This is a genomic window from Serratia sp. (in: enterobacteria) (genome assembly GCF_051654945.1).
In the GTDB taxonomy this organism is placed as follows: domain Bacteria; phylum Pseudomonadota; class Gammaproteobacteria; order Enterobacterales; family Enterobacteriaceae; genus Chania.
This window is the reverse complement of sequence record NZ_JBOFZA010000091.1, coordinates 396586-423468: the sequence shown is the minus strand read 5'-3', so window position 1 is coordinate 423468 and position 26883 is coordinate 396586. Positions and strand designations below refer to the sequence as shown.

The 26883-nt window shown below is 54.4% G+C and carries 23 protein-coding genes; 11 read left to right on the top strand and 12 right to left on the bottom strand.

From position 1 onward, the window contains the following. Positions 1-224 precede the first annotated feature (224 nt). The 3 genes from uxaC (at position 225) to ACRDCA_RS22710 (ending at position 3792) form a co-directional block, all read left to right on the top strand. A complete protein-coding gene (gene uxaC, locus ACRDCA_RS22720; RefSeq protein ID WP_438691549.1) occupies positions 225-1637 on the top strand; it encodes a glucuronate isomerase in 1413 nt (470 codons plus the stop codon). 20 nt (positions 1638-1657) lie between these two features. Then, on the top strand, positions 1658-3148 hold the full coding sequence (locus ACRDCA_RS22715; RefSeq protein WP_438691548.1) for a UxaA family hydrolase: 1491 nt from the start codon (positions 1658-1660) through the stop codon (positions 3146-3148). Positions 3149-3225: 77 nt separating this feature from the next. Beyond that, entirely contained in the window at positions 3226-3792 is a 567-nt protein-coding gene (locus ACRDCA_RS22710) for a YgjV family protein (protein WP_438691547.1), read from the top strand. Here ACRDCA_RS22710 and sstT read toward each other — a convergent pair whose 3' ends face one another. The 4 genes from sstT to ACRDCA_RS22690 all read right to left on the bottom strand — a co-directional run bounded on the left by sstT (position 3793) and on the right by ACRDCA_RS22690 (position 7632). After that, positions 3793-5028 carry a serine/threonine transporter SstT gene (sstT, locus tag ACRDCA_RS22705; RefSeq protein ID WP_438691546.1) on the bottom strand — a complete coding sequence of 412 codons (1236 nt, stop codon included), beginning with the start codon at positions 5026-5028 and terminating at the stop codon, positions 3793-3795. Positions 5029-5322: 294 nt separating this feature from the next. Next, positions 5323-6054 (bottom strand): glutamine amidotransferase, encoded by a 732-nt coding sequence (locus ACRDCA_RS22700; RefSeq protein ID WP_438691545.1) that lies wholly within the window; start codon positions 6052-6054, stop codon positions 5323-5325. 1 nt (position 6055) lies between these two features. Then, positions 6056-7036, bottom strand: a complete 981-nt coding sequence (locus ACRDCA_RS22695; protein WP_438691544.1) for a Gfo/Idh/MocA family protein — start codon at positions 7034-7036, stop codon at positions 6056-6058. A gap of 89 nt (positions 7037-7125) precedes the next feature. Then, entirely contained in the window at positions 7126-7632 is a 507-nt protein-coding gene (locus tag ACRDCA_RS22690; protein WP_438691543.1) for a M48 metallopeptidase family protein, read from the bottom strand. 149 nt (positions 7633-7781) lie between these two features. Here ACRDCA_RS22690 and rlmG point away from each other — a divergent pair, with 149 nt between their 5' ends. After that, the gene (rlmG, locus tag ACRDCA_RS22685; RefSeq protein ID WP_438691542.1) at positions 7782-8921 is read left to right on the top strand and encodes a 23S rRNA (guanine(1835)-N(2))-methyltransferase RlmG; all 1140 of its coding nucleotides are present in this window, start codon (positions 7782-7784) and stop codon (positions 8919-8921) included. A 34-nt stretch (positions 8922-8955) separates the two neighbouring features. On the opposite strand, the gene ACRDCA_RS22680 is transcribed toward rlmG, so the two are convergent. Next, positions 8956-10977, bottom strand: coding sequence for an oxidoreductase (locus ACRDCA_RS22680; protein ID WP_438691541.1), 2022 nt, complete (start codon positions 10975-10977; stop codon positions 8956-8958). A gap of 487 nt (positions 10978-11464) precedes the next feature. On the opposite strand from ACRDCA_RS22680, the gene ACRDCA_RS22675 reads away from it, so the two are divergent. From ACRDCA_RS22675 to ACRDCA_RS22665, 3 genes are all read left to right on the top strand, one after another. Next, positions 11465-13084 (top strand): ABC-F family ATP-binding cassette domain-containing protein, encoded by a 1620-nt coding sequence (locus ACRDCA_RS22675; protein ID WP_438691540.1) that lies wholly within the window; start codon positions 11465-11467, stop codon positions 13082-13084. Positions 13085-13147: 63 nt separating this feature from the next. Then, positions 13148-14854: an amidohydrolase gene (locus ACRDCA_RS22670; RefSeq protein ID WP_438691572.1), complete on the top strand. Its 1707-nt coding sequence runs from the start codon at positions 13148-13150 to the stop codon at positions 14852-14854. 242 nt (positions 14855-15096) lie between these two features. Then, on the top strand, positions 15097-16437 hold the full coding sequence (locus tag ACRDCA_RS22665) for an APC family permease (protein ID WP_438691539.1): 1341 nt from the start codon (positions 15097-15099) through the stop codon (positions 16435-16437). A gap of 54 nt (positions 16438-16491) precedes the next feature. Here ACRDCA_RS22665 and ACRDCA_RS22660 read toward each other — a convergent pair whose 3' ends face one another. The 3 genes from ACRDCA_RS22660 to ACRDCA_RS22650 are packed head-to-tail and all read right to left on the bottom strand — an operon-like array spanning position 16492 to position 18608. Beyond that, positions 16492-16806, bottom strand: a complete 315-nt coding sequence (locus ACRDCA_RS22660) for a BrnA antitoxin family protein (protein ID WP_438691538.1) — start codon at positions 16804-16806, stop codon at positions 16492-16494. After that, positions 16793-17083, bottom strand: a complete 291-nt coding sequence (locus ACRDCA_RS22655) for a BrnT family toxin (protein WP_438691537.1) — start codon at positions 17081-17083, stop codon at positions 16793-16795. Before ACRDCA_RS22655 ends, ACRDCA_RS22660 begins: the two co-directional genes overlap by 14 nt. 49 nt (positions 17084-17132) lie before the next feature. Beyond that, a complete protein-coding gene (locus tag ACRDCA_RS22650; protein ID WP_438691536.1) occupies positions 17133-18608 on the bottom strand; it encodes a PLP-dependent aminotransferase family protein in 1476 nt (491 codons plus the stop codon). A gap of 120 nt (positions 18609-18728) precedes the next feature. On the opposite strand from ACRDCA_RS22650, the gene ACRDCA_RS22645 reads away from it, so the two are divergent. Together ACRDCA_RS22645 and ACRDCA_RS22640 are read left to right on the top strand one after the other, a co-directional pair. Beyond that, positions 18729-19994, top strand: a complete 1266-nt coding sequence (locus ACRDCA_RS22645; RefSeq protein ID WP_438691535.1) for a 4-aminobutyrate--2-oxoglutarate transaminase — start codon at positions 18729-18731, stop codon at positions 19992-19994. Positions 19995-20006: 12 nt separating this feature from the next. Then, positions 20007-21461 carry an NAD-dependent succinate-semialdehyde dehydrogenase gene (locus ACRDCA_RS22640; protein WP_438691534.1) on the top strand — a complete coding sequence of 485 codons (1455 nt, stop codon included), beginning with the start codon at positions 20007-20009 and terminating at the stop codon, positions 21459-21461. A 111-nt stretch (positions 21462-21572) separates the two neighbouring features. Here ACRDCA_RS22640 and yfcF read toward each other — a convergent pair whose 3' ends face one another. From yfcF to ACRDCA_RS22620, 4 genes are all read right to left on the bottom strand, one after another. Then, entirely contained in the window at positions 21573-22208 is a 636-nt protein-coding gene (gene yfcF / locus ACRDCA_RS22635; protein WP_438691533.1) for a glutathione transferase, read from the bottom strand. 167 nt (positions 22209-22375) lie between these two features. Beyond that, positions 22376-22657, bottom strand: a complete 282-nt coding sequence (locus ACRDCA_RS22630; RefSeq protein WP_438691532.1) for a type II toxin-antitoxin system RelE family toxin — start codon at positions 22655-22657, stop codon at positions 22376-22378. Beyond that, a complete protein-coding gene (locus ACRDCA_RS22625) occupies positions 22647-22898 on the bottom strand; it encodes a type II toxin-antitoxin system Phd/YefM family antitoxin (protein WP_438691531.1) in 252 nt (83 codons plus the stop codon). The genes ACRDCA_RS22630 and ACRDCA_RS22625 overlap by 11 nt, the downstream gene beginning before the upstream one ends. Positions 22899-22962: 64 nt before the next feature. Next, the gene (locus tag ACRDCA_RS22620; RefSeq protein ID WP_438691530.1) at positions 22963-23616 is read right to left on the bottom strand and encodes a Qnr family pentapeptide repeat protein; all 654 of its coding nucleotides are present in this window, start codon (positions 23614-23616) and stop codon (positions 22963-22965) included. A gap of 392 nt (positions 23617-24008) precedes the next feature. Between ACRDCA_RS22620 and ACRDCA_RS22615 the strand changes: the two genes are divergently transcribed. Further along, positions 24009-25088, top strand: a complete 1080-nt coding sequence (locus ACRDCA_RS22615) for a type I restriction endonuclease (RefSeq protein ID WP_438691529.1) — start codon at positions 24009-24011, stop codon at positions 25086-25088. 235 nt (positions 25089-25323) lie between these two features. After that, positions 25324-26781 (top strand): EmmdR/YeeO family multidrug/toxin efflux MATE transporter, encoded by a 1458-nt coding sequence (locus ACRDCA_RS22610; protein WP_438691528.1) that lies wholly within the window; start codon positions 25324-25326, stop codon positions 26779-26781. Positions 26782-26883 lie beyond the last annotated feature (102 nt).

Here is a 26883-nt window from a genome sequence, read left to right as displayed (position 1 = left end):
CAGATTTAAAAGTTGAGTGACATCACAAAAGCCATTATTTTTTTAGGTGATAATACATCGCATCATATGGCATTGGTTTAACAAGAGTTGTCTAGGTATAGGCCTGAAAGCCGCGATAAAGGGCCAGGAATGATAAAATTTTGCTAGACGCTAGATTAAATTGGTGTGATAACTTTTCGAAAGTTGACAGCAAGGCTAGCCAGGAAAAAGGTGAGGAACCCATTATGGCCACGTTTTTGAGCGATGATTTTTTGTTAGACAGTGAATTTGCCCGCCGCCTGTATCACGACTACGCGGCGGATCAGCCGATTTTCGACTATCACTGCCATCTGCCGCCGCAGCAGATTGCTGAAAACACCCGTTTTAAAAACATGTACGATATTTGGCTGAAGGGGGATCACTACAAATGGCGCGCAATGCGTACCAACGGTGTGGCTGAACGCCTGTGTACCGGTGAGGCTTCTGACCGCGAAAAATTTGATGCCTGGGCGGCCACGGTGCCGCATACCATCGGCAACCCGCTGTATCACTGGACGCACCTGGAATTGCGTCGTCCGTTTGGCATTACCGGCAAGCTGCTCTCCCCGGCCACCGCAGATGAAATCTGGCAGCGTGGCAATGCACTGCTGGCGCAGGATGCTTTCAGCGCACGCGGTATCATGCAGCAGATGAAGGTGAAAATGGTCGGCACCACCGACGATCCCATCGACGATCTGCGCCATCATCAAGCCATCGCTGCCGACGGCAGCTTCGATATCAAAGTGTTGCCAAGCTGGCGCCCGGACAAGGCCTTCAATATCGAAGCCGCTGGGTTCAATGACTATCTGCAACAGTTGGAGGTTGCCGCAGACACCTCCATCAGTCGCTTCAGTGATTTGTGTGATGCGCTGAAAAAACGTCTGGATCACTTTGCCGCTCACGGCTGTAAGGTTTCCGATCACGCGCTGGACGTGGTGATGTACGGCGAGGCTGACGAAGCCACGCTGGACAAGATCCTGGCGCAGCGCCTCAGCGGTGAGTTGCCAACGCCACAGCAGGTTGCCCAGTTCAAAACTGCCGTGTTGCTGTTCCTGGCCGCTGAATATCAGCGCCGCGAATGGGTGCAGCAATACCATATTGGCGCGCTGCGCAATAACAATAGCCGGATGTTCACTACCATCGGCCCAGATATCGGCTTCGATTCCATTAACGATCAGCCTGTTGCACAAGCCCTGTCTCGCCTGCTGGATGCTCAGGCCAAACAGGGTGGCTTGCCGAAAACCATTCTTTATTGTCTCAACCCACGGGATAACGAAGTGATCGGCACCATGGTCGGCAACTTCCAGGGGGAAGGGACGCCAGGCAAAATGCAGTTTGGCTCTGGCTGGTGGTTTAACGACCAGAAAGACGGAATGCAGCGCCAGATGACCCAGTTGGCACAGCTTGGGCTGCTTAGCCGCTTTGTCGGCATGCTCACCGACAGCCGCAGCTTCCTGTCTTATACCCGTCACGAATACTTCCGCCGCATCCTGTGCCAGATGATTGGCCGCTGGGTGGAAGATGGCGAAGCACCGGCAGATATTGCGTTGCTGGGCGAGATGGTGAAAAACATCTGCTTCGACAATGCCAAACACTATTTCGCTATCGAATTAGCGTAGCTATAGCTCAAGGTTGGTTTATGCAAAGCATCATAAAGATCCATGCAAAAGATAATGTGGCGGTCGCGCTGTGTGATTTGGCTGCGGGTGACCAGCTCAGCTGGGAAGGGCGATCGATCAGCCTGGTACAAGACGTGGTGCGTGGGCACAAGTTTGCACTTGAGCCTATTGCTGCCGGTGAGATGATCGTCAAGTACGGCTTGCCGATCGGCCATGCGCTGGTAGCCATTGCCGCTGGCGAGCATATTCATTCGCAAAATGCCAAAACCAACCTGAGCGATCTCGACAGCTATCAGTATCAACCGGAGTTCCAGACCTTACCGGCGCAGGCGGCAGACCGTGAAGTACAGATATACCGCCGCAGCAACGGTGAGGTCGGGATCCGCAACGAATTGTGGATCATTCCGACCGTGGGCTGCGTGAACGGTATTGCGCGCCAGATCCTGCAACGCTTCCAGAAGGAAACGGAAGATGCTGTGGGGATCGACGGCGTGCATCTGTTCAGCCATCCCTTCGGCTGTTCGCAGCTTGGCCAGGATCATGAGAACACTCGCACCATGCTGCAAAATATGGTGCGTCATCCCAATGCCGGTGCGGTACTGGTGATTGGCCTGGGCTGCGAGAACAACCAGGTGGATGCCTTCCGCAGTACGCTGGGTGAATTTGATGAGCAGCGCGTGCATTTTATGGTCTGCCAGCAGCAGGATGATGAGGTTGCCGATGGATTGGCACATTTGCATGCACTTTACCAGATTATGCGCGACGATCGCCGCCAGCCGGGCAAGCTCAGCGAGCTGAAGTTTGGTCTGGAATGCGGGGGGTCGGACGGTTTATCGGGGATCACGGCCAACCCGTTGCTGGGCTGTTTCTCGGACTACGTGATTGCCAACGGTGGCACCACCGTGCTGACCGAAGTGCCGGAAATGTTTGGTGCCGAGCGCATTTTGATGAGCCGTTGCCGCGATGAAGGGACCTTTGAAAAAACCGTCAGCATGGTCAACGACTTCAAACAGTATTTTATTGCCCACAATCAACCGATTTACGAGAACCCTTCGCCGGGCAACAAAGCTGGGGGGATCACCACGTTGGAAGAGAAATCCCTGGGCTGTACCCAGAAAGCCGGGCAGAGCCAGGTGGTGGACGTGTTGAAATACGGTGAGCGCCTGCGTTTGCCGGGGCTGAACCTGCTGAGTGCTCCGGGCAATGATGCGGTTGCCACCAGCGCGCTGGCGGGAGCTGGGTGCCATATGGTGCTGTTCAGCACCGGGCGGGGGACGCCTTACGGTGGCTTTGTACCAACGGTGAAACTGGCGACCAATTCGGAGCTGGCGGCGAAAAAACCGCACTGGATCGATTTTGACGCCGGCCGCCTGATCCACGGCCTGCCGATGGCGCAGATGCTGGAGCAGTTTGTCGATCTGATCGCAGCCATTGCCGATGGTAAACCGGCGCGCAATGAAGTGAATGATTTCCGCGAGTTGGCGATCTTTAAAAGCGGCGTAACGTTGTAATGCCTGGCGGGCGGGAGTAGCATAAAACGGCGTTTCACCTTTCAGCGCCTTGTTATTACCGCCTCAGGATCTCCCTCATGACGTTTTATTGGTTTGCGCAGTCCGTTGGCGTGCTGGCTTTTTTGGTGGGTATCACCAGCTTTTTTAATCGCGATGACCAGCGTTTCAAACTGCAGCTGTCGGGCTACAGCCTGATTATCGGCATCCATTTCCTGCTGATGGGAGCCAATGCGGCAGGGAGCAGCGCACTGCTCAGCGCCTGTCGCAACCTGGTTTCCATGAAGACTCGCAGCCTCTGGGTGATGTGGATCTTCATCACCCTCACGCTGATCATCGGTTTATCCCGTTTCCATTACTGGATCGAACTCTTGCCGATCTTTGGCACCACCATCAGCACCTGGGCGCTGTTTCGCACCCGTGGTTTGACCACCCGTTGCGTGATGTGGTGTTCAACGGCCTGTTGGGTCACCCACAATATCTGGTTGGGCTCGATCGGCGGTTCGCTGATTGAAGGCAGTTTCCTGCTGATGAACGGTTTCAACATTATCCGCTTCCGCCGTCTGCAACTGCGCGGCATCGATCCTTTTGCGGTCGAAAAAAAGGCGCCCGTTGCAGAAGGGCGCCTGGCTGACGATCGTAAATGATTAACGAATTTTCAGCGGATCTTCACTGGCTAAACGTTGGTCTTCTGCCTGACAGACGGCAGCGGTAAATAGCACGTCAGTGGAGGAGTTCAATGCGGTTTCTGCCGAATCCTGCAACACGCCGATGATAAAGCCGACGGCAACCACCTGCATCGCAATTTCGTTGGGAATACCGAACATGTTGCACGCCAGCGGGATCAACAGCAGTGAACCACCCGCCACACCGGAGGCACCACAGGCACAGATTGCGGCAACCACGCTCAGCAGCAGTGCCGTCGGCACATCAACGGGGATACCCAGCGTATTAACTGCCGCCAGCGTCAGCACGGTGATGGTGATTGCGGCGCCGGCCATGTTGATGGTCGCGCCCAGCGGGATAGAAACCGAATAGGTATCTTCATTCAGGTTCAGCTTTCTGCTCAGCTCCATATTCACCGGAATGTTGGCTGCGGAGCTGCGGGTAAAGAAGGCGGTAACGCCACTTTCACGCAGGCAGGTGAACACCAGTGGATAAGGGTTGCGGCGGATTTTCCACCAAACGATCAGCGGGTTCAGCACCAGTGCTACCAGCAGCATACAGCCAATCAGCACGAACAGCAGTTGGGCATAGCCCCACAGTGCGCCAAAGCCGGTTTCCGCCAGTGTCGAAGCAACCAGACCAAAAATACCCAGCGGTGCACAGCGGATCACTGCACGTACCACCATGGTCACGGCGTGAGACATGTCATTGATCAGCGATTTGGTGGTTTCAGAGGAATGACGCAGTGCCAGCCCCAGACCAACGGCCCAAGCCAGGATGCCGATATAGTTGGCGTTGATCAGCGCATGGAATGGGTTAGCCACGACGCTCATCAGCAGGCCTTTGATCACTTCAACGATGCCGCCCGGTGGGTTGATATCGGTGGTGCCGACGGCCAGTGCCAGTGTGGAAGGGAAAATAAAGCTGATCACCACGGCAGTAAGCGCGGCGGCAAAGGTCCCCAACAGGTAGAGGAACAGGATTGGACGAATATTGGTTTTTTGGCCCTGCTTATGGTTGGCAATGGAAGCCATGACCAACACCAGCACCAGCAGTGGAGCAACGGCCTTTAAAGCACCGACGAACAAAGTGCCGAGCAGCCCAACAGCGGTTGCGGCGGTTGGCGAAACCAGTGCCACTACAATACCTGCAACCAGGCCGATCATAATTTGCTTAACCAGGCTGCCCTGAGTGATCCGTAGTAATAGTTTATTCATGATGCTCTTGCGTTTCCGCTCCCTGAGAATGTGATGTACAGACTGCTGCGCCTCGGCGGAACGTGGCCGGGCAACTTATCGTCATATCTGTAACTAAGTATGTTTGCCTGGTCAGTATTCAGTAAACGATGGGTGTTGGAAAGAGGGGAAGGTGAAATTCCCTGCACGGATCAATGATTGATAACATGCTGTTTACATTTGTGTGATCGCCATAACATTTGGCGTTTAAGGCTATTTGCCAAATAATCGCGGGGCGTCTAGCGCCCCGACTAATAGATTATGACGTGCTGAGGATCACCCGGCCATTGGCTGGCGAGCCCCAAGGCTGGCGACAAAATCTTGCAGCAACAGTTGGCTGAACGGGGTATCGCTAACCTGCTGTTGTTTAAGCTGATAGGTTTGCTGTTTGGCCGGCTCCAATTCACTGAGCCAGCTCAGGTAGTGCTGCATGATCGCCCCGTTAAATTCCGGATGGAATTGGGTGGTCAAGGCGTTTTCGCCGTAGCGCAGGATTTGGCAGGCGTCCTGTTGCGAACGGGCCAGCACTTCGGCTCCGGGCGGCGGAGTCAGCACGCTTTGCGAATGGATCAGGTTAGCTTTGAAGCGCGAGGGCAGGGCGGCTAGACGCTTATCAAGGTGGGCAGCGGGCAACAGCTCGATATCCAGGGTTCCGACTTCCATGCCCTGTGGATGGTAACCCACCTCGCCGCCCAGCGCATAAGCCAAAAGCTGGTGGCCGTAGCACACGCCAAAGATCGGCAGCTTGATGCGCATCGCCTGGCGTAACCACTCTGCTGCCTGTTCGCTCCAGGGCAAGCGTTCGGTCACCATCGCTGCTGAGCCAGTGATCACCACGCCGCAATAATCTGTGGGCGGTAATGGCGTCTCACCGGCAAGGACATGCACGATATGCACACGATCGGTGGCGATGTTCCCCTGTTGCAGAAACATCTGCTCAAAGTTGGCCAGTTCCTGCTGAATGGCTGGTGGCGCATCGCCGGTTTGCATCAACAACAGCGGTTTCATCTTATTCTCCGTCGGCGGGGAACACTACGCCGGTCTGGCGGCGGATTTCCGTCAGCAGGCTGGCGACGATCAGTGAGTTTTCCAGCCCCACATGCTCGACCTGTTGTTGCTCTACCAGTTCGGCAAACACTTGCGCCTCGTACAGCATGGTATTGATGTGCTGCGGCTGGGTCAGTACCTGGCTATTTTCGCCGCGCGGCGTCAACACCACGCCTTGGGCTTCGGAGATCTTGTCGATCACCAGCGTACCCTCTTCGCCCTGGATCTCACTCGGAATAGTCGAGTTGCTGACCTTGGAATGGCTGATCACCACGTCAAAGTCACCATAGTTCAGGCACACGCTGCCGTGAGCATCTACCCCGGTATCCAGCAACGTCGCGCTAGCCAATACCGATTGCGGTGCGCCAAACAGCGCCACGGTGCTGGCCACGCAGTAATAGCCAATGTCCATGATCGAGCCGTTGGAAAAGCGCGGGTTAAAGGTGTTTGGGTTTTCACCGGCCAGGTAACGCGGATAGCGAGATGAGTATTGGCAATAGTTGATAAACGCCTTGCGCAGTTTGCCAATTTTCGGCAACGCCTGTTGCAGAGCGAGGAAGTTCGGTAAGTGGGCGCTTTTGAACGCTTCAAACAGCACTACCTGATGCTCCCTGGCGCAGGCTACCAACTGTTCTACTTCGCGCAGATTTGACGCCAGTGGTTTCTCGCAAATCACATGTTTTTTATGGCTGAGGAACAGCAAAGATTGCTGGCAGTGCAGAGAATTGGGGCTGGCGATATACACCGCATCGATAACGTCCGACTGCGCCAGCGCTTCCAGCGAGTCAAAGAAGTGTTCGACAGGGTAGTTGGCGCCAAATGCCTGGGCCTGTTCGAGCTTGCGCGAATAGATGGCGGTCAGTCTCATCTTGCCGCTTTCGTGAGCCGCATCGATAAAACGTTCGGTGATCCAGTTGGTGCCGACAACAGCAAAGCGAATCATGGGTGACTCCGGTTTCCACAGGAAGATAGCTTAGGGAACCAGATTATCACGCCGCAAAGGTTAGGCGAATATTTGCTTAAAAATGCTGATTATTCATAGAGTTCACCAAATAGGGACAGATGGGTCAGATACAGGCGGGTATCAAACTCCAACTGGTGATAGCCGGGTTCCATATGGCAGCACAGGCTGTAGAACGCCTTGTTATGGTCTTTCTCTTTCAGGTGCGCCAGCTCATGGACCACGATCATGCGCAGGAACGGTTCCGGGGCATTTTTAAATACCGTCGCCACGCGGATCTCGGCCTTGGCCTTCAGCTTGCCACCCTGTACCCGGGAAATGGCGGTGTGCAGGCCCAAAGCGTGTTTCATCACCTGGATCTTGCTGTCGTAGGCCACTTTGCTCAGCGGTTGCGCGTTGCGCAGGTACTGATTTTTCAGATCGACGGTAAACTGATAGAGCGACTTGTCGGTCGTGCAGCCGTGCACCTGTGGATAGCGTTGTAACAAAACCTCGCCCAGCCGCTGTTGCTGGATGAGTTGTTGCACCTGTATTTGCAGATGATCGGGATAGCCTTGCAGGTAACTCAGTTCGGACATGTTATTCAGTATTCAGTGGTAAACCGGGGCGAGCATTGTATGACGTTTTCTTGCTCAAATCCGCTAAAGGGCAATTAATCCCAAAAAACATTTTACTGTGGGGCGTTTTTAGGGGATAAACAGCCCAAATTTACTATTCAGGAGGGGCAATGAGCCAACTCGATCTGGGAACACAGCAACTTGAGCTGGAGCGTTATCCCCAACAGGAAGAAGCCACCCAGTTGCAGGCGTGGGAAGCGGCGGACGAATATCTGCTGCAGCAGTTGGACAATGTCGACATCGGCGAACGCCCGGTGCTGATTTTCAACGACAACTTTGGCACGCTGGCCTGTGCGCTGCACGCTCATAAGCCTTACAGCATCAGCGATTCTTACATGAGCCAGTTGGCGACCCGCCACAACCTCAAGCTCAATGAACTCGATGTTGAACAGGTGACTCTGCAAGACAGCCTGGCAGAATTGCCAGCCAACCCGGCAGTCGTGCTGATCCGCATCCCGAAAGCGTTGGCGTTGCTGGAGCAACAACTGCGTGCTCTGCGTGACGTAGTCGCGCCAGATACGTTGATCGTGGCCGGTGCTAAAGCCCGTGATGTACATACCTCGACCATGCAGGTCTTTGAGCGAGTGCTTGGCCCGACCCGCACCAGCCTGGCCTGGAAAAAGGCGCGCCTGATTTATTGCCAGGTTGCCGACATCGTGCCACCGGCCGCGCCGGCAACCACCGACTGGTTGCTGGACGATACAGATTGGCTGATCCACAACCACGCCAACGTGTTCTCACGTGGTGGCCTGGATATTGGCGCACGTCTGTTCCTGGAGCACCTGCCGAAAGATTTGCCGGGCCATATTGTCGACCTCGGCTGTGGCAACGGCATTATCGGTATGCGTGCCTTGGTACAGAACCCATTGGCGCAGATGACCTTCGTCGATGAATCTTATATGGCGGTGGCTTCCAGCGAACTGAACGTGGCACACAACCTGGCGCAGGATATGGATCGCTGTCAGTTTGAAGTGAACAACTCGCTGGCTGGCATTGAACGTGAAAGCGTGCAGGCCGTATTGTGTAACCCGCCGTTCCACCAGCAGCATGCGATCACCGATCATACCGCCTGGCAGATGTTCTGCGACGCCAAGCGCTGCCTGCAGGTGGGGGGTGAGCTGTGGATCGTGGGCAACCGCCATCTGGATTACTACCAGAAGTTGAGACGTTTGTTTGGCAACTGCACCACGGTGGCTTCCAACCAGAAGTTCTTGATCCTCAAAGCGGTCAAGTCTGGCTCCCGGTATTAAGTAGGAGGGCGCTGCACATGCAGCGCCCAACTGATTACAGTGTCATTGCCAGCCGCGTGCCCTGATCGATAGCGCGGCGGGCATCCAGTTCGGCGGCCACATCGGCACCGCCAATCAGATGTACCGTTTTCCCCATCTCCAGCAGCGGTTGCTGCAATTCACGGCGCGGCTCCTGCCCGGCACAGATCACCACCGTATCGACTGGCAAGCAGCTTTCCTGCTCGGCACGTAGGATATGCAACCCTTCGTCGTCAATACGTTGATAGTTCACGCTATTGAGCATTTTCACGCCTCGTACTGCCAGGCTGGTTCGATGGATCCAACCGGTAGTTTTACCCAGGCCTTCACCCACCTTGCTGGTTTTGCGCTGTAACAGGAAGATCTGGCGCGGCGATGGTGCAACTTCCGGCCCTTTGGCACTCAAACCACCACGCTCGTTAAGCTGTGGATCGATCCCCCATTCGCGATTAAACGCTGCCGGGTCCAGGCTGCTGGAGGTGCCATGCTGACTGAGGTATTCGGCCACGTCGAAACCAATCCCCCCGGCCCCGATGATGGCGACCCGCCGCCCAACCGGTTTTTTATCGCGTAGCACATCGAGATAATTCATCACCTTGGCATGTTCTATGCCCGCAATCTCAGGCAGGCGTGGCACGATGCCGCAGGCGAGGATCACCTCATCGAAATCGGCCAGATCCTGCGGCTTGACCTGCTGGCCCAGTTTCAGTTCCACCTCGTTGAGCACCAGTTGACGGCGGAAATAGCGTAACGTCTGGTGAAATTCCTCTTTGCCGGGGATTTGCTTGGCGATATTGAACTGGCCACCGATCTGATCGGCTGCGTCAAACAGCGTCACCTGATGCCCACGGCTGGCGGCGGTGGTGGCAAATGCCAACCCGGCGGGCCCGGCCCCGACCACGGCCAACCTTTTAGGCGCTGCCGTAGTGGTGAATGGCATTTCGCTTTCGCGGCAGGCCCGAGGGTTCACCAGGCAGGAGGTCAGCTTATGGTCAAAAATCTGATCCAGGCAGGCCTGGTTACAGCCGATACAGGTGTTGATTTCGTCAGCGCGTCCTTCGGCGGCTTTCTGCACGAACGCCGCATCCGCCAGGAACGGGCGCGCCATGGACACCATATCGGCACAGCCGTCGGCCAACACCTGCTCTGCCACCGCAGGATCGTTGATGCGGTTGGTGGTGATCAGCGGGATCTTCACTTTACCCATCAGTTTACGCGTGACCCAACTGAACCCGGCGCGTGGCACCATGGTGGCGATGGTGGGAATACGTGCCTCATGCCAGCCGATCCCGGTGTTGATCAGCGTTGCGCCAGCCTGTTCGATCGCCACGGCAAGCTGTTCGATCTCCTGCCAGCTGGATCCATCCTCCACCAGATCGAGCATCGACAGGCGGTAGATCAGAATAAATTCCGGCCCGGTTGCCTCGCGCACGGCCCGCACAACTTCCACGGCGAAACGCATGCGATTGCTGAAATTACCGCCCCATTGGTCTGTGCGCTGGTTAGTACGTGATACCAGAAACTGGTTAATCAGGTAGCCCTCAGACCCCATGACTTCCACGCCGTCGTAGCCAGCCTGCTGCGCCAATGCCGCACAGTTGGCGAAGTCGGCAATGGTTTGTTCAACTTCTTGGGTGGTCAGCGCCGCTGGGCTGAACGGGTTGATCGGAGCTTGTAGCGCCGAAGGAGCTACGGGCTGTGGTTGATAGCTATAGCGCCCGGTATGCAGGATTTGCAGGGCAATTTTGCCCCCAGCCTGATGGACCGCATCGGTCACGACCCGGTGATGGGTTACCTGCTGTGGCTGGTTCAGGACCGATGCCCCGCGATACACCACGCCTTGTTCATTGGGGGCAATACCGCCAGTGACGATCAGGGCGACACCGGCAGCCGCCCGCTCGGCATAGAAGGCCGCCATACGTTCGGGGCCATTAGGCAGTTCTTCCAGGCCGGTATGCATCGAGCCCATCAGCACCCGATTTTTCAGGGTGGTGAAGCCAAGATCCAGCGGCGCAAGCAGGTTGGGGTAAGCGCTCATTGCAGTCTCCAAAATGTATACCCGTCGTCTTTCAAGCTGCAGCGTTGTTACCTGCACTTAGCTACTCGGCCCGTCCGTGGGCCTCGCCCCTTCGGGGCCGCTGTGTACAGCGTTCAAATCTGTTCCTGACAGATTTGTCACCCCAGTCACTTACCCAAAAGTAAGCTCCTGGGGATGAGTAAGCTTGTCGCCTAGCTGCAGCTTGAAATCCATAGGGTATGAGTTGTAATTGTTATAGACGACCTTGAAGTGGTCGGATGAGATAAATCTAGCCGTTGTCGCCGCAGTTGGGAAACGCGGATGTGCTGAATGTGATAGACCTCATGTTTGCAATCGGTATAAAAGATCGGCTACCATCTGCTCGCTTTACTCTTTTCTCTCTGCGGAGCCATTACCGAAAATGAACAACCACACCTGCTGATATCTGGCCCTATAGCGAGCACGCCCGTGCCGTATGGGGATATTTTGATTTCATACAGGAGTGCTTATGGCTCATTTTGCGCAGTCCCCTTATTTCGTGTTACATCAATTAACCTGTCAGTTTGCCAATGGTGAAACGCTATTTGGCCCGCTTAACCTGGCCGTTGAACAGCTGCACTGTGGCCTGGTGGGGCGTAACGGCGTGGGAAAAACCCGCCTGCTTCGTCTGATTGCCGGCCTGGATCAACCCGCGTCAGGGCATATTGAGACTCATGCCTCTTGCGCCTATGTGGCCCAGCAACCGCACATCACTGTACAAACCTCCCTGGCGGAACTGTTGGGTTATGGCGAGGTTTTTGCTGCCCAGGCTCGGCTCGAGCGGGGTTGCCCACAACTGGACGATATCGATCGCCTTGAAGGTCAGTGGGATCTGGCAGAGCGCCTGAGCGCAGCCTTTGTGGCGGCGGGATTGCCCGCTTTTGATCCGCAGCGGCCAGCCAGCGACTTGAGCGGCGGTGAACGTATGCGTGCAGCATTGTGTGGCGCGTTGCTGACGGAAGCCGACTTCCTGTTGCTGGATGAGCCGACTAACCACCTAGATACCACAGGCCGTGAATGGTTGTATCAGCAACTGGCGCAGTGGCGTGGTGGGCTGTTGATTGCCAGCCACGATCGGCAACTGCTGGCACGCATGCAGCGGATCGTTGAGCTGACCCCCGATGCACTGCACAGCTATGGTGGCAATTATCATGATTACCATCGCCAGCGTGAGCAAGAGCAACAGGCGGCACGTGCCCAACTGGAGCATGCCACGCTGGAAAGACGCCGCGTCCGTACCCGCCAGCAGAGAGAACATGATAACTATCAGCGCCATTCCGCCCGTACGCTGAGAACCGTAGACTCGCTGAATATCGCCTCGTTTGAGAAAGCGGCCCTCAAGGGAGCAGCCCGCGACACCATGGGCACCCTGCGTAAACAGCATCAGGGGCAAAAGAGCACGCTGAATGAGGCGGTGCGCGAGGCTCGGGAGCGGGTAGAGGAAGTTAACCCGGTGATGTTTACCTTACCGGGTAGCGCGGTAGCGGCAGGTAAGCAGGTGTTGGTGCTGGAGCGGCTGCAACTGCCGTTTAGCTCTTTGCCGCCGCTCGACTGGCGGATGGATGGCCCGATGCGCGTTGCTATCACTGGCCCGAATGGTTGTGGCAAATCTACGTTGCTGAAGGTGATCCTGGGGCAACAGGCCGCTACCGCTGGCCATTGTCACTGCTCGGTATCGCTGGCCTATCTCGATCAAAATCTCACTCAGCTCGACCTGACGTACTCGGTGGTCGAACATCTGGGTTTACAGGATACCCCACTGGCCGAAGGAGCGTTACGTAGCCAGTTGGCGCAGTTGCAACTGAATGCCGACCGAGTACAGCTGCCCTTGGCGGCATTGAGCGGCGGAGAGCGGTTGAAAGCGGCGCTGGCCTGCGTGCTGTGGCGGCGGGAACCGGCACAACTCCTGTTGCTCGATGAACCGACCAATCATTTGGATCTGGCCTCTGCGCAGGCGATTGAGGCGGCTTTGGCGGAGTTTCCCGGTGCGATGTTGGTGGTATCGCACGACGAGGACTTCTTGCAGGCGCTACGCTTGACCCATCGATTGGCCTGGACTGCGCAGGGTTGGTGCTTTCAGGCTACCTGAGGGGCGAAGCGGGGGAGTTTTAGGTATACTTAGGGCAATTTTGTTAGGTTTGAGACAATGACTATGACTCCAGTGGCAACAGCAGCCGAGGTAATTTATTACAACGGCACTATCTTCACCGCCGATGCGGAAAATCGTGTTTGTAGCGCGTTGGCGATAGGGCAGGGATACATTCTTGCGGTAGGGACTGATGAGCAGGTGCTTGCGCTGGCAACACCCACCACCGAACGCATCGACTTGCACGGCAAAATGATGATGCCGGGTTTGATCGATAGCCATATGCATCCGTTCTGGGGCGGCAAACAGCTTAAGGGTTGTAGCCTGCACTATGCAGCACTGACGGCCGAGCAGACCCTGCAACATATTCAGGCGCATCTGGATAAATATCCGGCTGGCGATGACGAATGGTTGACGGTGCGTGCCTGGCAGCGTCAGGCGATGATCCCAGTCGGTGCGGACATGAGCCGCGCACTGTTGGACTCTCTCAACACACGCCGCCCGGTGGCACTGTTCGCTAATGACTGCCACACGCTAGCGGCCAACAGCCGTGCGCTGGAGATGCTGGGTATTGATGAAAATACGCCGGTGCCGCCAGATGGCAAAATTGCCCGCGATGCCAATGGTCAACTGACCGGCATTCTGGAAGATGCTCCGGCGATGCGTGCCTTCGACAGCATTCCTTCCGGCACGGCAGAACAGAACGTGCAGGTGGCGGCTCATGTGCAGCAGGTGTTGCATGAGCAGGGTGTCACCACGGTGATGGATACCCGCGTGTTTGCGGAACAGCTTGAAGCTTTCGCGGTATTGCGCGATCGCGGTGAGCTGACACTGCGCGTCTTGGGCGCCAAAGAAGTGACGCCAGATAGCGTGCAGGGGCCGGAAGATGCAGCCCGTGCGGTACAGGAAATCGTCGCCTTTGCCGAACAGTGGAGCAAGCAAGAGTGGACGCCGCAGGCCGGGATCTCGGTTGGCCATCTCAAGCTGTTTGTGGATGGCGTATTGCAGCCACCGACCATGACGGCGGCGCTGTTAGAGCCTTACCGCGAGCATCATGGCGAGGCCAAGGGTGAGCGCTATGGCGATCTCTACTTCACCACGCCGGTGCTGAACGCATTGATCGTCGAGTGTGGCCGCGCTGGCCTGCACCCGCATACCCACACGGTAGGCGATGGGGCGATTGAGCAGGTACTGGATGCGGTTGAACTGATGCGCGCGGCTTGCCCAGGCAAGGATATCCGCCCAGGGTTGGCACATAACGAACTGGTTGCGCCGCACCAATATGCGCGTTTTGCTTCATTGGAGGCTACCGCGGTGCTGTCGTTCCAGTGGGCCGGTTTACCGGGCGTGCTGATCGATGAAGAGCGCGAGATGTTGGGTGAGGCACGCTTCCCGCATCTGGAGCCTGCGGCCCGCTTCCTGGATGCGGGTGCGCGGCTGGCCTATGGCAGCGACTGGCCGATCGATCGCCTGGATGAGTGGTATAACCTGCAAGTGGGAATGACCCGCCGCGCCTGGGATAGCGAAGGCAATCCTGCTGGGCCACGTCTGGACAACGATCGCGATCTGACCCTGATCGAAACGCTGCGCGCAGCCACCATCGACGCGGCCTATATGATTGCCAAAGAGCAGTACATTGGCTCGCTGGAAGTGGGGAAATTTGCTGATGCGATTGTCCTGCACCATAATCTGTTTGAGCAACCGGCAGAGAAACTGTACCAGACCCGAATCGAGCGTACTTTGGTCGGCGGGAAGATTAGCTATCAGTCCTGATAGCTAATTGAAGTAAAGCGGTAAATTTTTACCGCTTTACTGATTAAAGAAACAATAAAGCAACGGGTTACGATCCAGTTTTTTACCTATCGCCGCCTAGTTGCTTGAAAGCCGATTGTTAGCTTCCCCGGCAGCCTTTCTTGTGCCAGAATCCGTCCCCTTGTTTTTGTCCGCAGCGAATAAAATAGCCTATTGGGATTGGCCCTAAATAGCGCTGAGCTGTGCCAGGAGATGATACGGTAATGCCGCAAAACATTCGGTTGCAACGAGTTCTTAAAACCCCCGCCCTGGTTGCGTTTGGCCTTGCCTATATGGTGCCACTGGGCGTATTTACCACCTACGGTCAGGTTACCGTGTTAAGCCAGGGCCACTTGCCCGTCGCTTATCTGGTTACCATCGTGACCATCCTGTTTACCGCCCTGAGCTATTGTCGGATGACCAACGCCATGCCGCTGGCAGGTTCGGCCTATTCGTACGTACAGCGCAGCTTTGGGGGGAAAACCGGTTTCCTGGTAGGTTGGGCGCAGATCCTCGATTATCTGTTCCTGCCGATGCTTAACTATCTGGTTTTAGGTATCTTCTTGCACGAGGCATTCCCATCGATCCCTGCTTACGTGTTTATTCTTGGTTCCATCGCCAGCGTCAGCGCACTGAATATTCTCGGGGTGCGTCTGCTTAGCTCGGTGAACTTCACGCTGATCGCCTTGCAAATGGTGTTTATCGTGCTGTTTATCGTCTTGGCGTTTAGCGAAGCCGACCTCAGCCCTGCATCCTTGATGAAGCCGCTGCTGGTGGATGCCGGTGACTTCTCTGGCTTGATCGCCGGGGCTGCGGTGTTGTGTCTGGCTTTCCTGGGTTTTGATGCTATTGCTACCATGGCCGAAGAGGCCGCCGACGCCAAGCGCACGCTGCCGCGCGCGATCCTCATCACCGTGATCTGTGCCGGTGCCATCTTTGTTGCCGTCTCCTACGCGGCGCATCTGGCCTATCCCGATTGGCAAGCGCTGATCCCACATCAGGACACTGCCAGCCTGATTATCTCCGAGCACGTGGGCGGCAAGTGGATGTACAGCTTCTTTATGGCCACTTACCTTACCGGGGTGTATGCCTCTTCCATGTCGGCACAAACCGGCGTCTCACGTATCTTCTACGCCATGGGGCGTGAGGGCGTACTGCCACGCAAAGTGTTCTATCACCTTCATCCACGTTTCCGCACCCCGTGGCGGGCGATCGTGTTTGTCGCCATCATCTCTCTGCTGGCGCTGTGGATGGATTTGAGCATGGTGGTGTCGATGATAAGCTTTGGCGCACTGGGGGCATTTACCTTCGTTAACCTCAGCGTGATCAAACACTTCCTGATTAACCAGAAACGCCGTGGGCTGAACGCGATGTTCAAATACGGCCTGCTGCCGCTGATTGGTTTTGGTATGTCGGTGTGGCTGTGGTTTAACCTGGATCCCGAAGCGCTGAAAGTGGGCTTCGCCTGGCTGTTTGCCGGCTTTATTTATCTGCTGTGGCTGACCAAGGGGATGCGTCAGGATCCTCCCGCCACCCAGGATGATATTTCTCATCTGCTGGATTGATGGATTAGCTAAGGATCTTCCCCCTCATCTTACGAATGAGGGGGGATTCAGTTGTCAAACTTCCAAATCGGCTGGAGAGTGATTTTTAAGCCAGTCCTTCATCGCTGCATCCATTCGTGTCTGCCAACCGCGCCCAGTGGCCTTGAATGCGGCAATCACTTCGGGTGAGTAGCGGATGCTGACTTGCTCTTTCGGCGCCACTTTAATAGGGCGGCCCAACTTGCGGATGGCTTTCAACTCACTAAAAGGTATCAGTTTTACACTTTCCCCTTCCAGCAGTCTGGTATCGGGGTCCTGGGCAACAGCCACCCGGATTTTGCGATCTTCTTCATCCGTTGGCAGGATGGTTCCCGGTTTAAGCTTTGGCATAATTTCGAACCTCCTCTTTAGTGGCTTTTCGCAGGCTAATGATGCGATAAACTTCCTCGCCATCGCTGTCATTGTAGGTAAAAACGATGGCATAGATCCTGTCGTTAAGGTAAGCAAAACCGTACGTAATGCCGATGTAACGATCTTCCTCATAGGTGCCGAGAGAATCAGGTGCGGCGACCATCAGATCCCAATCAAGGTATTCAGCATCGGTAAGGTAGACGCCGTGCTTTTGCTTATTGGTCTCATTTTTGATGGGGTCGCATGTGATTTTCATGTATTTAATGTAGCTACAATAAATAAAAAGTCAAATGGAGGGGGCGCTGTCAGGGGGTTGGTTGGGCAATACACTCCAACAACACGTCAAACGCCGCTGCCATCTGTCCCTCGGGCACGCAGGCAAAACCCATCAATAGCCCGCGCCGCGCGTTGGGCAGCATGTAGTAACGCGATAACGCCCGCACTAATACTCCGCGCTCGTTGGCCGCAGCGGCGATGGCGACATCATCGGCATCATCCGGCAGGTTGAGCACCAGGTGTAGCCCGGCATTGCTGTTGAACTCGCTTAACGCCTGCTTACCCAGATGCTGTTCAATCAATGCGGTGAGGAACCCACGGCGTTTGGCATACAGCAACCGCATGCGCCGGATGTGTGCTGTGTAGTGACCTTCCTGAATAAACTGCGCCAGCGCTGCCTGAATGATCAGATGGCCGCCACGATACAGCTCGGCGTGAGCCGTTTTCAACTGGTCCATCAGTGGCTTAGGCAACACCACATAGCCCAGCCGCAAGGCCGGATAGAGCGTTTTGCTGAAGGTGCCAATGTAGATCACTGGCGCATCGGCTTCTAGCCCCTGTAAGGCGGGGATCGGCTGGCCCGAGAAGCGGAATTCACTGTCATAATCATCCTCCACAACCCAACCGCCCGCGGCACGGGCCAAGGCTAACAGCCGCTGCCGCCGTGCCAGACTCATCACCGAGCCCAACGGATATTGGTGTGAGGGGGTAACAAAAATCAGCCGTGGTAATGCCGCCGGTTGCTCTGGTGGCACCATCCCGGCCTCGTCTACCGCCCACGGGCAGATATTGACGTCGTTCATGCGCAGGATATTGCGGATCCCCCAATAACCGGGCTCCTCGATCCAGGCGTCATCGCCCGGATTGCACAACATGCGGGTGACCAGATCGATCGCCTGATGAATGCCTTCGGTGATCAGGATCTGTTCCGGCGAACAGCGCACCGAGCGCGATACCCGCAGATAGTCCACCAGCGCATGCCGCAATTCCGGGCTACCGCCCTGATTGCTGTAGGTTAAACGTTGCGAGGTTGGGCGGCGGCTGATGCGTGCCTGGAGTTTGCTGAAGATATGATGCGGGAAAGCATTCACGTCGGGGACGCCGGGAATAAAGGCTCCCCACTGTTTTGGGCTGGCACTGGCATGCTGCAACAGCGCGGTTCCGCGCTGTGACAGCTCGGCACGCCGTGGTTCACCGTTGTCGCTGATCGGCTGGCTGGCAGTGGATAAACAGCTGTCGGGTACCGTTTCTGCGACGAAGGTTCCACTTCCCTGGCGCGAAAACACATATCCTTCCGCCAGCAATTGTTCATAAACGGTTAAAACCGTATTACGTGAGAGACCCAACTCATGTGCCAGATCGCGTGACGCCAGCAGGCGGCTGGAGGGGGGCAGGCTGCCGTCCAGAATACTGGTACGAATGGCATTGTATAACCGCTTGTGCAGTTTATCGTCGGGCTGCTCGCCGAGGCGTTGCAGCAGCAGGTCACCACTTAATGAGCGCAATTGGATCCCTCAATTAATCGTAACTGGCACTCGATTATAGGGCCACATCCGGTGTAAATACACGTAATGTTTCACGTTTGTGAACAAACCCGACAACTGGTCCCGCCCGGAGAGAACAGCATGAAAAACGCAGAACTGAATCAACGTCGTCTGGCCGCTACCCCACGAGGGATTGGCGTGATGTGTGGTTTTTACGCCGAACGTGCAGAGAATGCCACCTTGTGGGATGTGGAAGGCAATGAGGTGATCGACTTTGCCTCGGGCATTGCCGTGCTCAATACCGGCCATCGTCATCCCAAGGTGATCGCCGCGATTGAAAAACAGCTTCAGGCGTTTACCCATACGGCTTACCAGATTGTCCCCTATGAAAGCTATATCTCGCTGGCAGAACGCATCAACCAGCGCGCTCCGATCGAAGGTGATTGTAAAACCGCCTTCTTCACCACTGGCGCAGAAGCGGTAGAGAACGCGGTGAAGATTGCCCGCGCTTATACCGGGCGCCCTGGTTTGATCACCTTCGGCGGTGGTTTCCATGGCCGTACTTACATGACCATGGCGTTGACCGGTAAAGTGGCCCCTTACAAGCTGGGCTTTGGCCCGTTCCCTGGCTCGGTGTACCACGGCCAATATCCGAATGCGCTGTATGGCGTCAGCACCGAAGATGCCATGAACAGCCTGGAGCGGATCTTTAAGGCCGATATCGATCCCAAGCAGGTTGCCGCAATAGTGCTGGAGCCGGTGCAGGGTGAAGGGGGCTTTAACGTTGCCCCGGCAGAGTTCATGCAGGCGCTGCGTACGTTGTGCGACCAGCACGGTATCCTGTTGATTGCCGATGAAGTGCAGACCGGCTTTGCCCGTACCGGCAAACTGTTCGCGATGGATCACTATGCGGTGAAGCCAGACCTGATCACCATGGCGAAGAGCCTGGCCGGTGGCATGCCGCTGTCCGCCGTGGCGGGCCGTGCTGAAGTGATGGATGCACCAGCCCCCGGTGGCCTTGGCGGTACTTACGCCGGTAACCCATTAGCCGTTGCCGCCGCGCTGGCGGTACTGGATGTGATTGAAGAAGAGCAACTGTGCCAACGCTCACAGCGTTTGGGACAACATTTGGTGGAAGTGCTGCAACAGGCACGCAGCCACTGCCCGGCGATTGTCGATATCCGCGCGCTGGGTTCCATGGTGGCAGTCGAGTTTAATGACCCGGCAACCGGCAAACCGTCGCCGGAGTTTACCCGTCAGGTACAGCAAAAAGCCCAGGAAGAAGGACTGTTGCTGCTCAGTTGTGGGGTGAACGGTAACGTGATCCGTTTCCTGTACCCGCTGACCATCCCTGATGCCCAGTTTAACCAGGCGCTGGCAATCCTTTCCCGTGCGCTGGCCCAATAAGGAGCAATACCCATGAAACTGCAAAACCCCGATCTGCTACGTAGCCAATGCCTGATTAACGGTGAGTGGTGCGATGCCCGCAGCGGTAAACGTGAGGCTGTGATCAATCCGGCCAACGGTGAAGAGCTGACAACGGTGCCTTTGGTGAGTGCAGAAGAGACTCAGCAGGCGATTAACGCCGCACAGCAGGCGCAAATCGGCTGGAAGCAACAGACCGCCAAGCAGCGTTCCGTGCTGTTACTGGCTTGGGCCGATAAAATTATGGCGGCCCAGGAAGATCTGGCGCAGCTGATGACCGCCGAGCAGGGTAAATCGTTGGCGGAAGCACGTGGCGAAGTGGCCTACGCCGCCTCGTTTATTACCTGGTTCGCCGAAGAGGCCAAACGTGTCGATGGTGCCGTGTTACAGGCTCCGCAGGCTTCGCAGCGCCTGGTGGTGGTGAAGCAGCCGATCGGTGTCTGCGCGGCGATCACGCCCTGGAACTTCCCGGCGGCGATGATCACTCGCAAGGCTGCTCCCGCGCTGGCTGCAGGCTGCACCATGATCGTCAAACCGGCGGAGCAGACGCCGCTGACGGCATTGGCTCTGGCCAAATTGGCGCAGGATGCCGGTATTCCCGCTGGCGTACTGCAAGTGGTGACCGGTGAGGCGGCACAGGTCGGTAAAGTGCTGTGTGACAGCCCGGTAGTTCGCAAGCTGAGCTTTACCGGATCGACCGAAGTTGGGCGGATCCTGATGGCTCAATGTGCGCCAACCATTAAGAAGCTTTCGCTGGAACTGGGCGGTAACGCACCGGTGATCGTATTTGACGATGCCAATCTGGACGCGGCCGTCGCCGGGATCATGGCCTCCAAATTCCGTAACAGCGGCCAGACCTGCGTTTGCGCCAACCGCATCTACGTGCAGGACGGTATCTACGATCGCCTGGTGGATAAACTGGTGGCCGCCGTTGAACAACTCAAGGTCGGTGATGGCACCCAGGAAGGGACCACCCAGGGGCCGCTGATCGATGAGGCCGCGATAGAGAAAGTACAGAGCCATATTGATGATGCGCTGATTAAAGGGGCGCAAATCGCCACCGGTGGGCAGCCGCATGCGCTGGGCCGTACCTTCTTCCAGCCGACGGTGGTTACCGGGGTGACACAGCAAATGCGCTTTGCCAAAGAAGAAACCTTTGGCCCGGTCGCACCGCTGTTCCGTTTCCATGACGAAGCGGAAGCCATCGCGATGGCCAACGATACCGAGTTTGGCCTGGCGGCCTATCTGTTTACCCAAAATGCGGCGCGTCAGTGGCGGGTGCCAGAGGCGTTGGAATACGGCATGGTGGGCATCAATACCGGTTTGATCTCCAACGAGGTAGCGCCTTTCGGTGGTATCAAACAGTCGGGACTGGGGCGTGAAGGTTCACGCTATGGGATCGAAGAGTATCTGGAAATGAAATATCTGTGCATTGATGTGAGCTATTAACCCTCAAGACCTGAACGCTCTCCGGCGGCCCTTGCTGGCGGGGAGTGTTTCCCCTAGCAAGAAGTGATGTTTCTCACCGTTGAGAACGGCGGCGTCGTGGCCGCCGGTTTTTTATCCGCGCATTTTTTCTGGTAATGCCAACCAGGCCTGCACCGAAGGGCGCTGCCACTGTTTTTGTGCATAGTGGCGAATATTCTCCGGCACCGGATCGCCGTGCATCACCAGCCGGTTAAGCATCAGGGCCAGATCGGTATCGACGATGCACCACTCGTGGAACAGATGATCCTGGCCGTGGCTCAGCAACTTTTCCACCGCAGCCAGCAGCTTTTTGGCTGCCCGTTGGGCATCTTCACTCAGTGGGGCAAATTTACCGGCGCTGAAAATCACCTCGGTTGGGCGTTCGGCTCGCAGTGGCAATAGATCGCTACGTAGCCAAGCCTGGACTTCACGGGCTTTGGCGCGCTGTTTGATGTCACGCGGATAGAGTGGATGAGCGGGATGAAGCTCTTCCAAATATTCCTCAATGGCCGAAGATTCAGAAAGCTGGAAGCCTCCTATCACCAATGTTGGTACTCGGAGCGTTAACGACAAGTTGCCGTAAGCCTGGCTTTGCTGTTCCCCCAGTGAGAGATCCACCGGCTTGACGGTAAACGGCATGCCTTTCTCTGTAAGCGCAACGAAGGCTGACATGGCATACGGGCTGAAAAAGTCGGCGTCAGTGTAGAGAATGGTAGCTGGTGAGGTCATACGGATCCTTGAGTATGAGAAGGGTATTGCCAATCATTGGTGAGCAATGCAATAAAATCAAGGCGATGGCCGATGATTAATCGTAATGGCGTATTAGGTGCAGTGATACCTGATCTGCCACTAAGCTGGCTTGGCCGATTAGTGAAGGGGACTCTTATTGGTTAGCTCTATCGCTTGTCGGCAGCAAAATAGACCTCATCCCCAGCCCGTTTTCCAACGGCGATCACCAGCAGAACAATTTCACTGTCCCGAACTTCATAAACCAACCGATAACCCGATGAGCGCAATTTGATTTTGTAACGGTTGCGGTGGCCACCGAGGCGGGATGCGAGAACATGTGGATTATCTAAACGTTCGGCCAGTTTCTTTTTCAGTTGTTCCCTGATTGGATGACCCAGTTTTTCCCATTCCTTCAGGGCGCGCTTTTCAAATTTGAGTTTATAAGTCATTGAGATCCACGCTTACAAACTCCGCATCCTCCATGCGTTCATCGGCAATACGGTTTAATTCTGCATCTTCGGCAAGCTCCCGATAGTAAGCATACAGTTCTGGAGGCACGCAGTAGAATGCTGGTTCGTTACGATTGAGGATGGCAACTGCTGCGCCCTCCCCATCGGCAACGGTTCCCATAGGGTTCTTTTTCAGGTCGGTGATGCTGGCAGCGATGGTCGTTAAAATTTGAAAGGCCATAGTATTCTCCTGTTTATAATATCGACAATAGCACCTTTAAAAGTGCTATTCAATGAGCTATTCGTCACTCATCGCTGACCAGAATGATCCCCAGCCGATCGATTAACCCAACGACTTGTTGGCTGTCCAACTGTACGCCCTCCAGATCTATCTGGCGGATATCCATGTCCCCCAGTTCTGCACCGGTCAGATTACAGTGGTTGAAGGTGGCGGCCCGCCAGTCAAACTGATGGAACTCCCCGCCGGACAGATCTGAGCCAATAAAGCTGGCACCCAGCACGTTAGCGCCGCTCCAGCGGTTCTCCCACAGTTCACATTTCTCCAATACCACCTTTGAGAAATTGCTGTAGCTTAGATTGCTTTTGATGATGAAGGCGCTGCAAAAGTAGCTGCGCTGCGAAATCATGTTCATAAAGCTGGCACCTCGAAAATCAGCCCCCTGTGCTTTGCATTCGCGGATCTCCAAGCCGAGGGCCTGGGTATTTCTGAAATCGGCCAGCGACAGATCGCAGCTTTTAAAGCTGGCATCTTTCAATACCGCCCGGCCGAAGTTGCAGCCGAGTTGGGTTTCTTCGTCATAGAAAACGCAGCCGATAAACTGGGTATCGGTCAGATCGGTACCGGAGAAATCGCAGTTGAGGAACTTGCCGTTGGTGATGGTTTCACCACGGAACTGATCGCGGGCGATCCTGGCGGATTGCAGCAGTAAGGGTTGCATGTTGTTACCTGTTTTTTTATACAGTTTGTCGCGATAGTAACCGAGGAGAGTGATAAAGGAAAATACTATATAAATAATTAGTTGTTTCTTGGGGGGCGGAACTAAATAAAGCTAAATATTGCATATCTATCTTTTTTAATTATATATGATTTCATATATGAACTATACGAATGTTAATTATTCAACGTTTATACTGAATGATTCTCTAACTGATGGAAATGGCTATGGATTTAATGTGTTGATTGTTATGATAAATAATTCTATTTTTGGAGTGTTTTTTTAAATTAAGTGATCATTGTCTTGTTCTGAGAATAAAAAAAGACAACCGCATTTTTTTTATATAAATTAGATAGTGTGAAGGTATTATAACTATTTGACATGGAGTGGTTTTTATGGAGCTTTTAGACGAATTGCAAAGTCTTTCAGCTAAGATCAAACAGCAGGCTGCAGTTATTCAAACCGAAGAAGCTACAAAAAGTGCTTTCGTAATGCCATTCATAAATAAAGTGCTTGGTTATGATGTTTTTGATCCAACGGAGGTTACCCCTGAGTTTATCTGCGATGTAGGCACAAAAAAAGGGGAGAAAATAGACTACGCTATTTTGAAGAATAACGAGATTCAGATACTTGTTGAGTGTAAGAAAATTGGTGAACCGTTAAACGTCAACCATGCTTCGCAATTGTTCAGGTATTTTCATGTGACTAATGCGAGGATATCCATTTTAACTAATGGGCAGGTATATAAATTTTTCACCGATATTGATGCGCCTAACAAAATGGATGAAAAGCCATTTCTTGAACTGGATTTATTAGATATTGATGAAAATGTTGTTCCTGAGATAGCCAAGTTAACCAAATCAAAATTTGATGTGGATTCTATAGTAAATGCTGCCGGTGAATTGAAGTATGTAAGTCAGATTAAAAAAATAATATCGACTCAGTTTAATAATCCTGAGGAAGATTTTATTAAATTCTTTGCCTCCAGAGTCTATGATGGCATATTAACTCAAAAAGTACGTGAGCTATTTACAACGTTAACCAAAAAAGCCTCTAGTCAGTGGTTAAATGATCAGGTAAATGAACGTCTCAAGTCTGCAATCAGTGGTGCCTCGCAGACTTTAGCAATTGAACCTAAAGAGGATATTGTTGAGCAGACGTTAGCTCCGGTTGTAGATGATGATGGTATTGTAACCACTGAAATCGAGATTGAGGGCTACCATATTGTTAAATCTATAATTCGTACTGTTGTTGAGCCAAGCCGAATTACTTATCGGGATACTAAAAGTTATTTCGGTATATTGCTTGATGATAATAACAGAAGGCCTATTTGTAGACTTCATTTTAATCGGAGTCAGCTGTATATAGGCTTGTTTGATTTCGAAAAAAAAGAAACACGCTATCCAATAGAAGTATTGGATGATATTTATAGCCATGCTGAGCATATTAAAGCGACAGCGGAAACCTATAATTAATTGGTAACGAGTGGCTATATTAAAAATAACCACTCGTTTATCTTTTTTTTAAAGGGCTATAAGTTAATCCATTCTATGTAGCATCCATGAAAACCGTTCTCTATTGATTGCATTGGTCTGCTTAAATCAACATGTTGTAACTTTCTCATACATTAAGTGAAAAAATTCCTTGCAGAATAAGTGCTGATAAATCATCATTTGAAACGTCGTTTCACTTCCTTTCTACAGGTTAACCTTGAACTTACCTACGGTACTGCGCCAACGCGTTGCCAAGACGCATTGGTATGCCAAGCGAAAAAGCTATCGCGTGCTTTTTTGGCGTGAGATCACGCCACTGGCGGTACCGATCTTCCTGGAGAACACCTGCGTACTGCTGATGGGGGTGCTCAGCACCTTCCTGGTGAGCTGGCTCGGCAAAGAGTCGATGGCGGGCGTTGGTTTGGCAGACAGCTTCAATATGGTCATCATGGCCTTTTTCGCAGCGGTGGATCTGGGGACTACGGTGGTGGTGGCCTTTAGCCTGGGCACTCGCGATCGCAAGCGGGCGCGGGCGGCGGCACGTCAGTCGCTGGTGTTGATGACCGTGGTGGCACTGGCGCTAGCTATTGGGATCCATCTGGCCGGCGAGCAGATCATTAACGTGATTGCCGGTGAAGCCACGCCAGAGGTAAAAGCGTTGGCGCTATCTTATCTGCAAACCACCGTCTGGAGCTACCCGGCAGCCGCCATCGCTTTGATTGGTAGCGGTGCCCTGCGTGGCGCTGGCAACACCAAGATCCCGCTGCTGATCAATGGTGGCATGAATATCCTCAATATCCTTATTAGCAGCGCGCTGATTTATGGTGTATTTAGCTGGCCGGGTCTGGGTTTTGTTGGCGCTGGGCTGGGGCTGACTATTGCCCGCTATATTGGCGCAATTGCCATTATTGCCGTGCTGGCGGTGGGCTTTAACCCGGCGCTGCGGATCACGCTCAAAAGCTATTTTACGCCACTCAACAGTAGCATCCTGCGCGAGGTGTTAGGGATTGGTATCCCAGCCAGTATCGAATCGGTGCTGTTCAACGCTGGCAAGCTGCTGACACAAATGTTTGTGGCTGGTATGGGCACCAACGTCATCGCCGGGAACTTTATCGCTTTCTCTATTGCGGCGCTGATTAACCTGCCGGGCAATGCTTTGGGCTCTGCGTCGACCATTATCGTCGGCAGGCGTCTGGGGAAAGGGCAGATTGCTCAGGCTGAGCGACAGATGAAACATATCTTCTGGCTGGCGACGATCGGCCTGACGGCACTAGCCTGGGGAACCGCTCCCTTTGCCGGGCTGTTTGCCTCATTTTATACCCAGGAAGACGATGTTAAAGAAGTTATCAAGATCCTGATTTGGCTCAACGCCGCGTTTATGCCGATCTGGGCCGCGTCTTGGGTGTTACCTGCCGGGTTGAAGGGGGCGCGCGATGTCCGTTTTGCCATGTGGGTGACGATGCTGGGTATGTGGGGTTGTCGGGTAGTCGCCGGTTATTTCCTGGGCATCGTACTGGGTATGGGCGTGGTGGGTGTCTGGATGGGGATGTTTATGGACTGGGCCGTGCGTGGCGTCTTCTTCTACTGGCGTATGGTCAGCGGGCGCTGGCTATGGAAGTATCCACGGCTCAGAAAAAACCAGCCTGAGTCAGTCACAGAGCTGCCGCCAAGTTAACGGTATTTTATTAGCCTGAGTGGGGTCTACAGCATCAACCCATTGTCGGCGGTTATGTTTTGGTGTAAGACTGATGCCACGATAAATGAGCTAAAGGCTGCA

Coding starts and splice junctions, on each gene's coding strand:
- ACRDCA_RS22625 (WP_438691531.1), bottom strand. CDS start 22,898: ATGGCCTTTCAAATTTTAACGACCATCGCTGCCAGCATCACCGACCTG.
- ACRDCA_RS22630 (WP_438691532.1), bottom strand. CDS start 22,657: ATGACTTATAAACTCAAATTTGAAAAGCGCGCCCTGAAGGAATGGGAA.
- ACRDCA_RS22670 (WP_438691572.1), top strand. CDS start 13,148: ATGACTCCAGTGGCAACAGCAGCCGAGGTAATTTATTACAACGGCACT.
- ACRDCA_RS22710 (WP_438691547.1), top strand. CDS start 3,226: ATGACGTTTTATTGGTTTGCGCAGTCCGTTGGCGTGCTGGCTTTTTTG.
- sstT (WP_438691546.1), bottom strand. CDS start 5,028: ATGAATAAACTATTACTACGGATCACTCAGGGCAGCCTGGTTAAGCAA.
- ACRDCA_RS22660 (WP_438691538.1), bottom strand. CDS start 16,806: ATGCCAAAGCTTAAACCGGGAACCATCCTGCCAACGGATGAAGAAGAT.
- uxaC (WP_438691549.1), top strand. CDS start 225: ATGGCCACGTTTTTGAGCGATGATTTTTTGTTAGACAGTGAATTTGCC.
- ACRDCA_RS22700 (WP_438691545.1), bottom strand. CDS start 6,054: ATGAAACCGCTGTTGTTGATGCAAACCGGCGATGCGCCACCAGCCATT.
- ACRDCA_RS22665 (WP_438691539.1), top strand. CDS start 15,097: ATGCCGCAAAACATTCGGTTGCAACGAGTTCTTAAAACCCCCGCCCTG.
- ACRDCA_RS22620 (WP_438691530.1), bottom strand. CDS start 23,616: ATGCAACCCTTACTGCTGCAATCCGCCAGGATCGCCCGCGATCAGTTC.
- ACRDCA_RS22675 (WP_438691540.1), top strand. CDS start 11,465: ATGGCTCATTTTGCGCAGTCCCCTTATTTCGTGTTACATCAATTAACC.
- yfcF (WP_438691533.1), bottom strand. CDS start 22,208: ATGACCTCACCAGCTACCATTCTCTACACTGACGCCGACTTTTTCAGC.
- ACRDCA_RS22645 (WP_438691535.1), top strand. CDS start 18,729: ATGAAAAACGCAGAACTGAATCAACGTCGTCTGGCCGCTACCCCACGA.
- ACRDCA_RS22655 (WP_438691537.1), bottom strand. CDS start 17,083: ATGAAAATCACATGCGACCCCATCAAAAATGAGACCAATAAGCAAAAG.
- ACRDCA_RS22680 (WP_438691541.1), bottom strand. CDS start 10,977: ATGAGCGCTTACCCCAACCTGCTTGCGCCGCTGGATCTTGGCTTCACC.
- rlmG (WP_438691542.1), top strand. CDS start 7,782: ATGAGCCAACTCGATCTGGGAACACAGCAACTTGAGCTGGAGCGTTAT.
- ACRDCA_RS22690 (WP_438691543.1), bottom strand. CDS start 7,632: ATGTCCGAACTGAGTTACCTGCAAGGCTATCCCGATCATCTGCAAATA.
- ACRDCA_RS22695 (WP_438691544.1), bottom strand. CDS start 7,036: ATGATTCGCTTTGCTGTTGTCGGCACCAACTGGATCACCGAACGTTTT.
- ACRDCA_RS22715 (WP_438691548.1), top strand. CDS start 1,658: ATGCAAAGCATCATAAAGATCCATGCAAAAGATAATGTGGCGGTCGCG.
- ACRDCA_RS22615 (WP_438691529.1), top strand. CDS start 24,009: ATGGAGCTTTTAGACGAATTGCAAAGTCTTTCAGCTAAGATCAAACAG.
- ACRDCA_RS22640 (WP_438691534.1), top strand. CDS start 20,007: ATGAAACTGCAAAACCCCGATCTGCTACGTAGCCAATGCCTGATTAAC.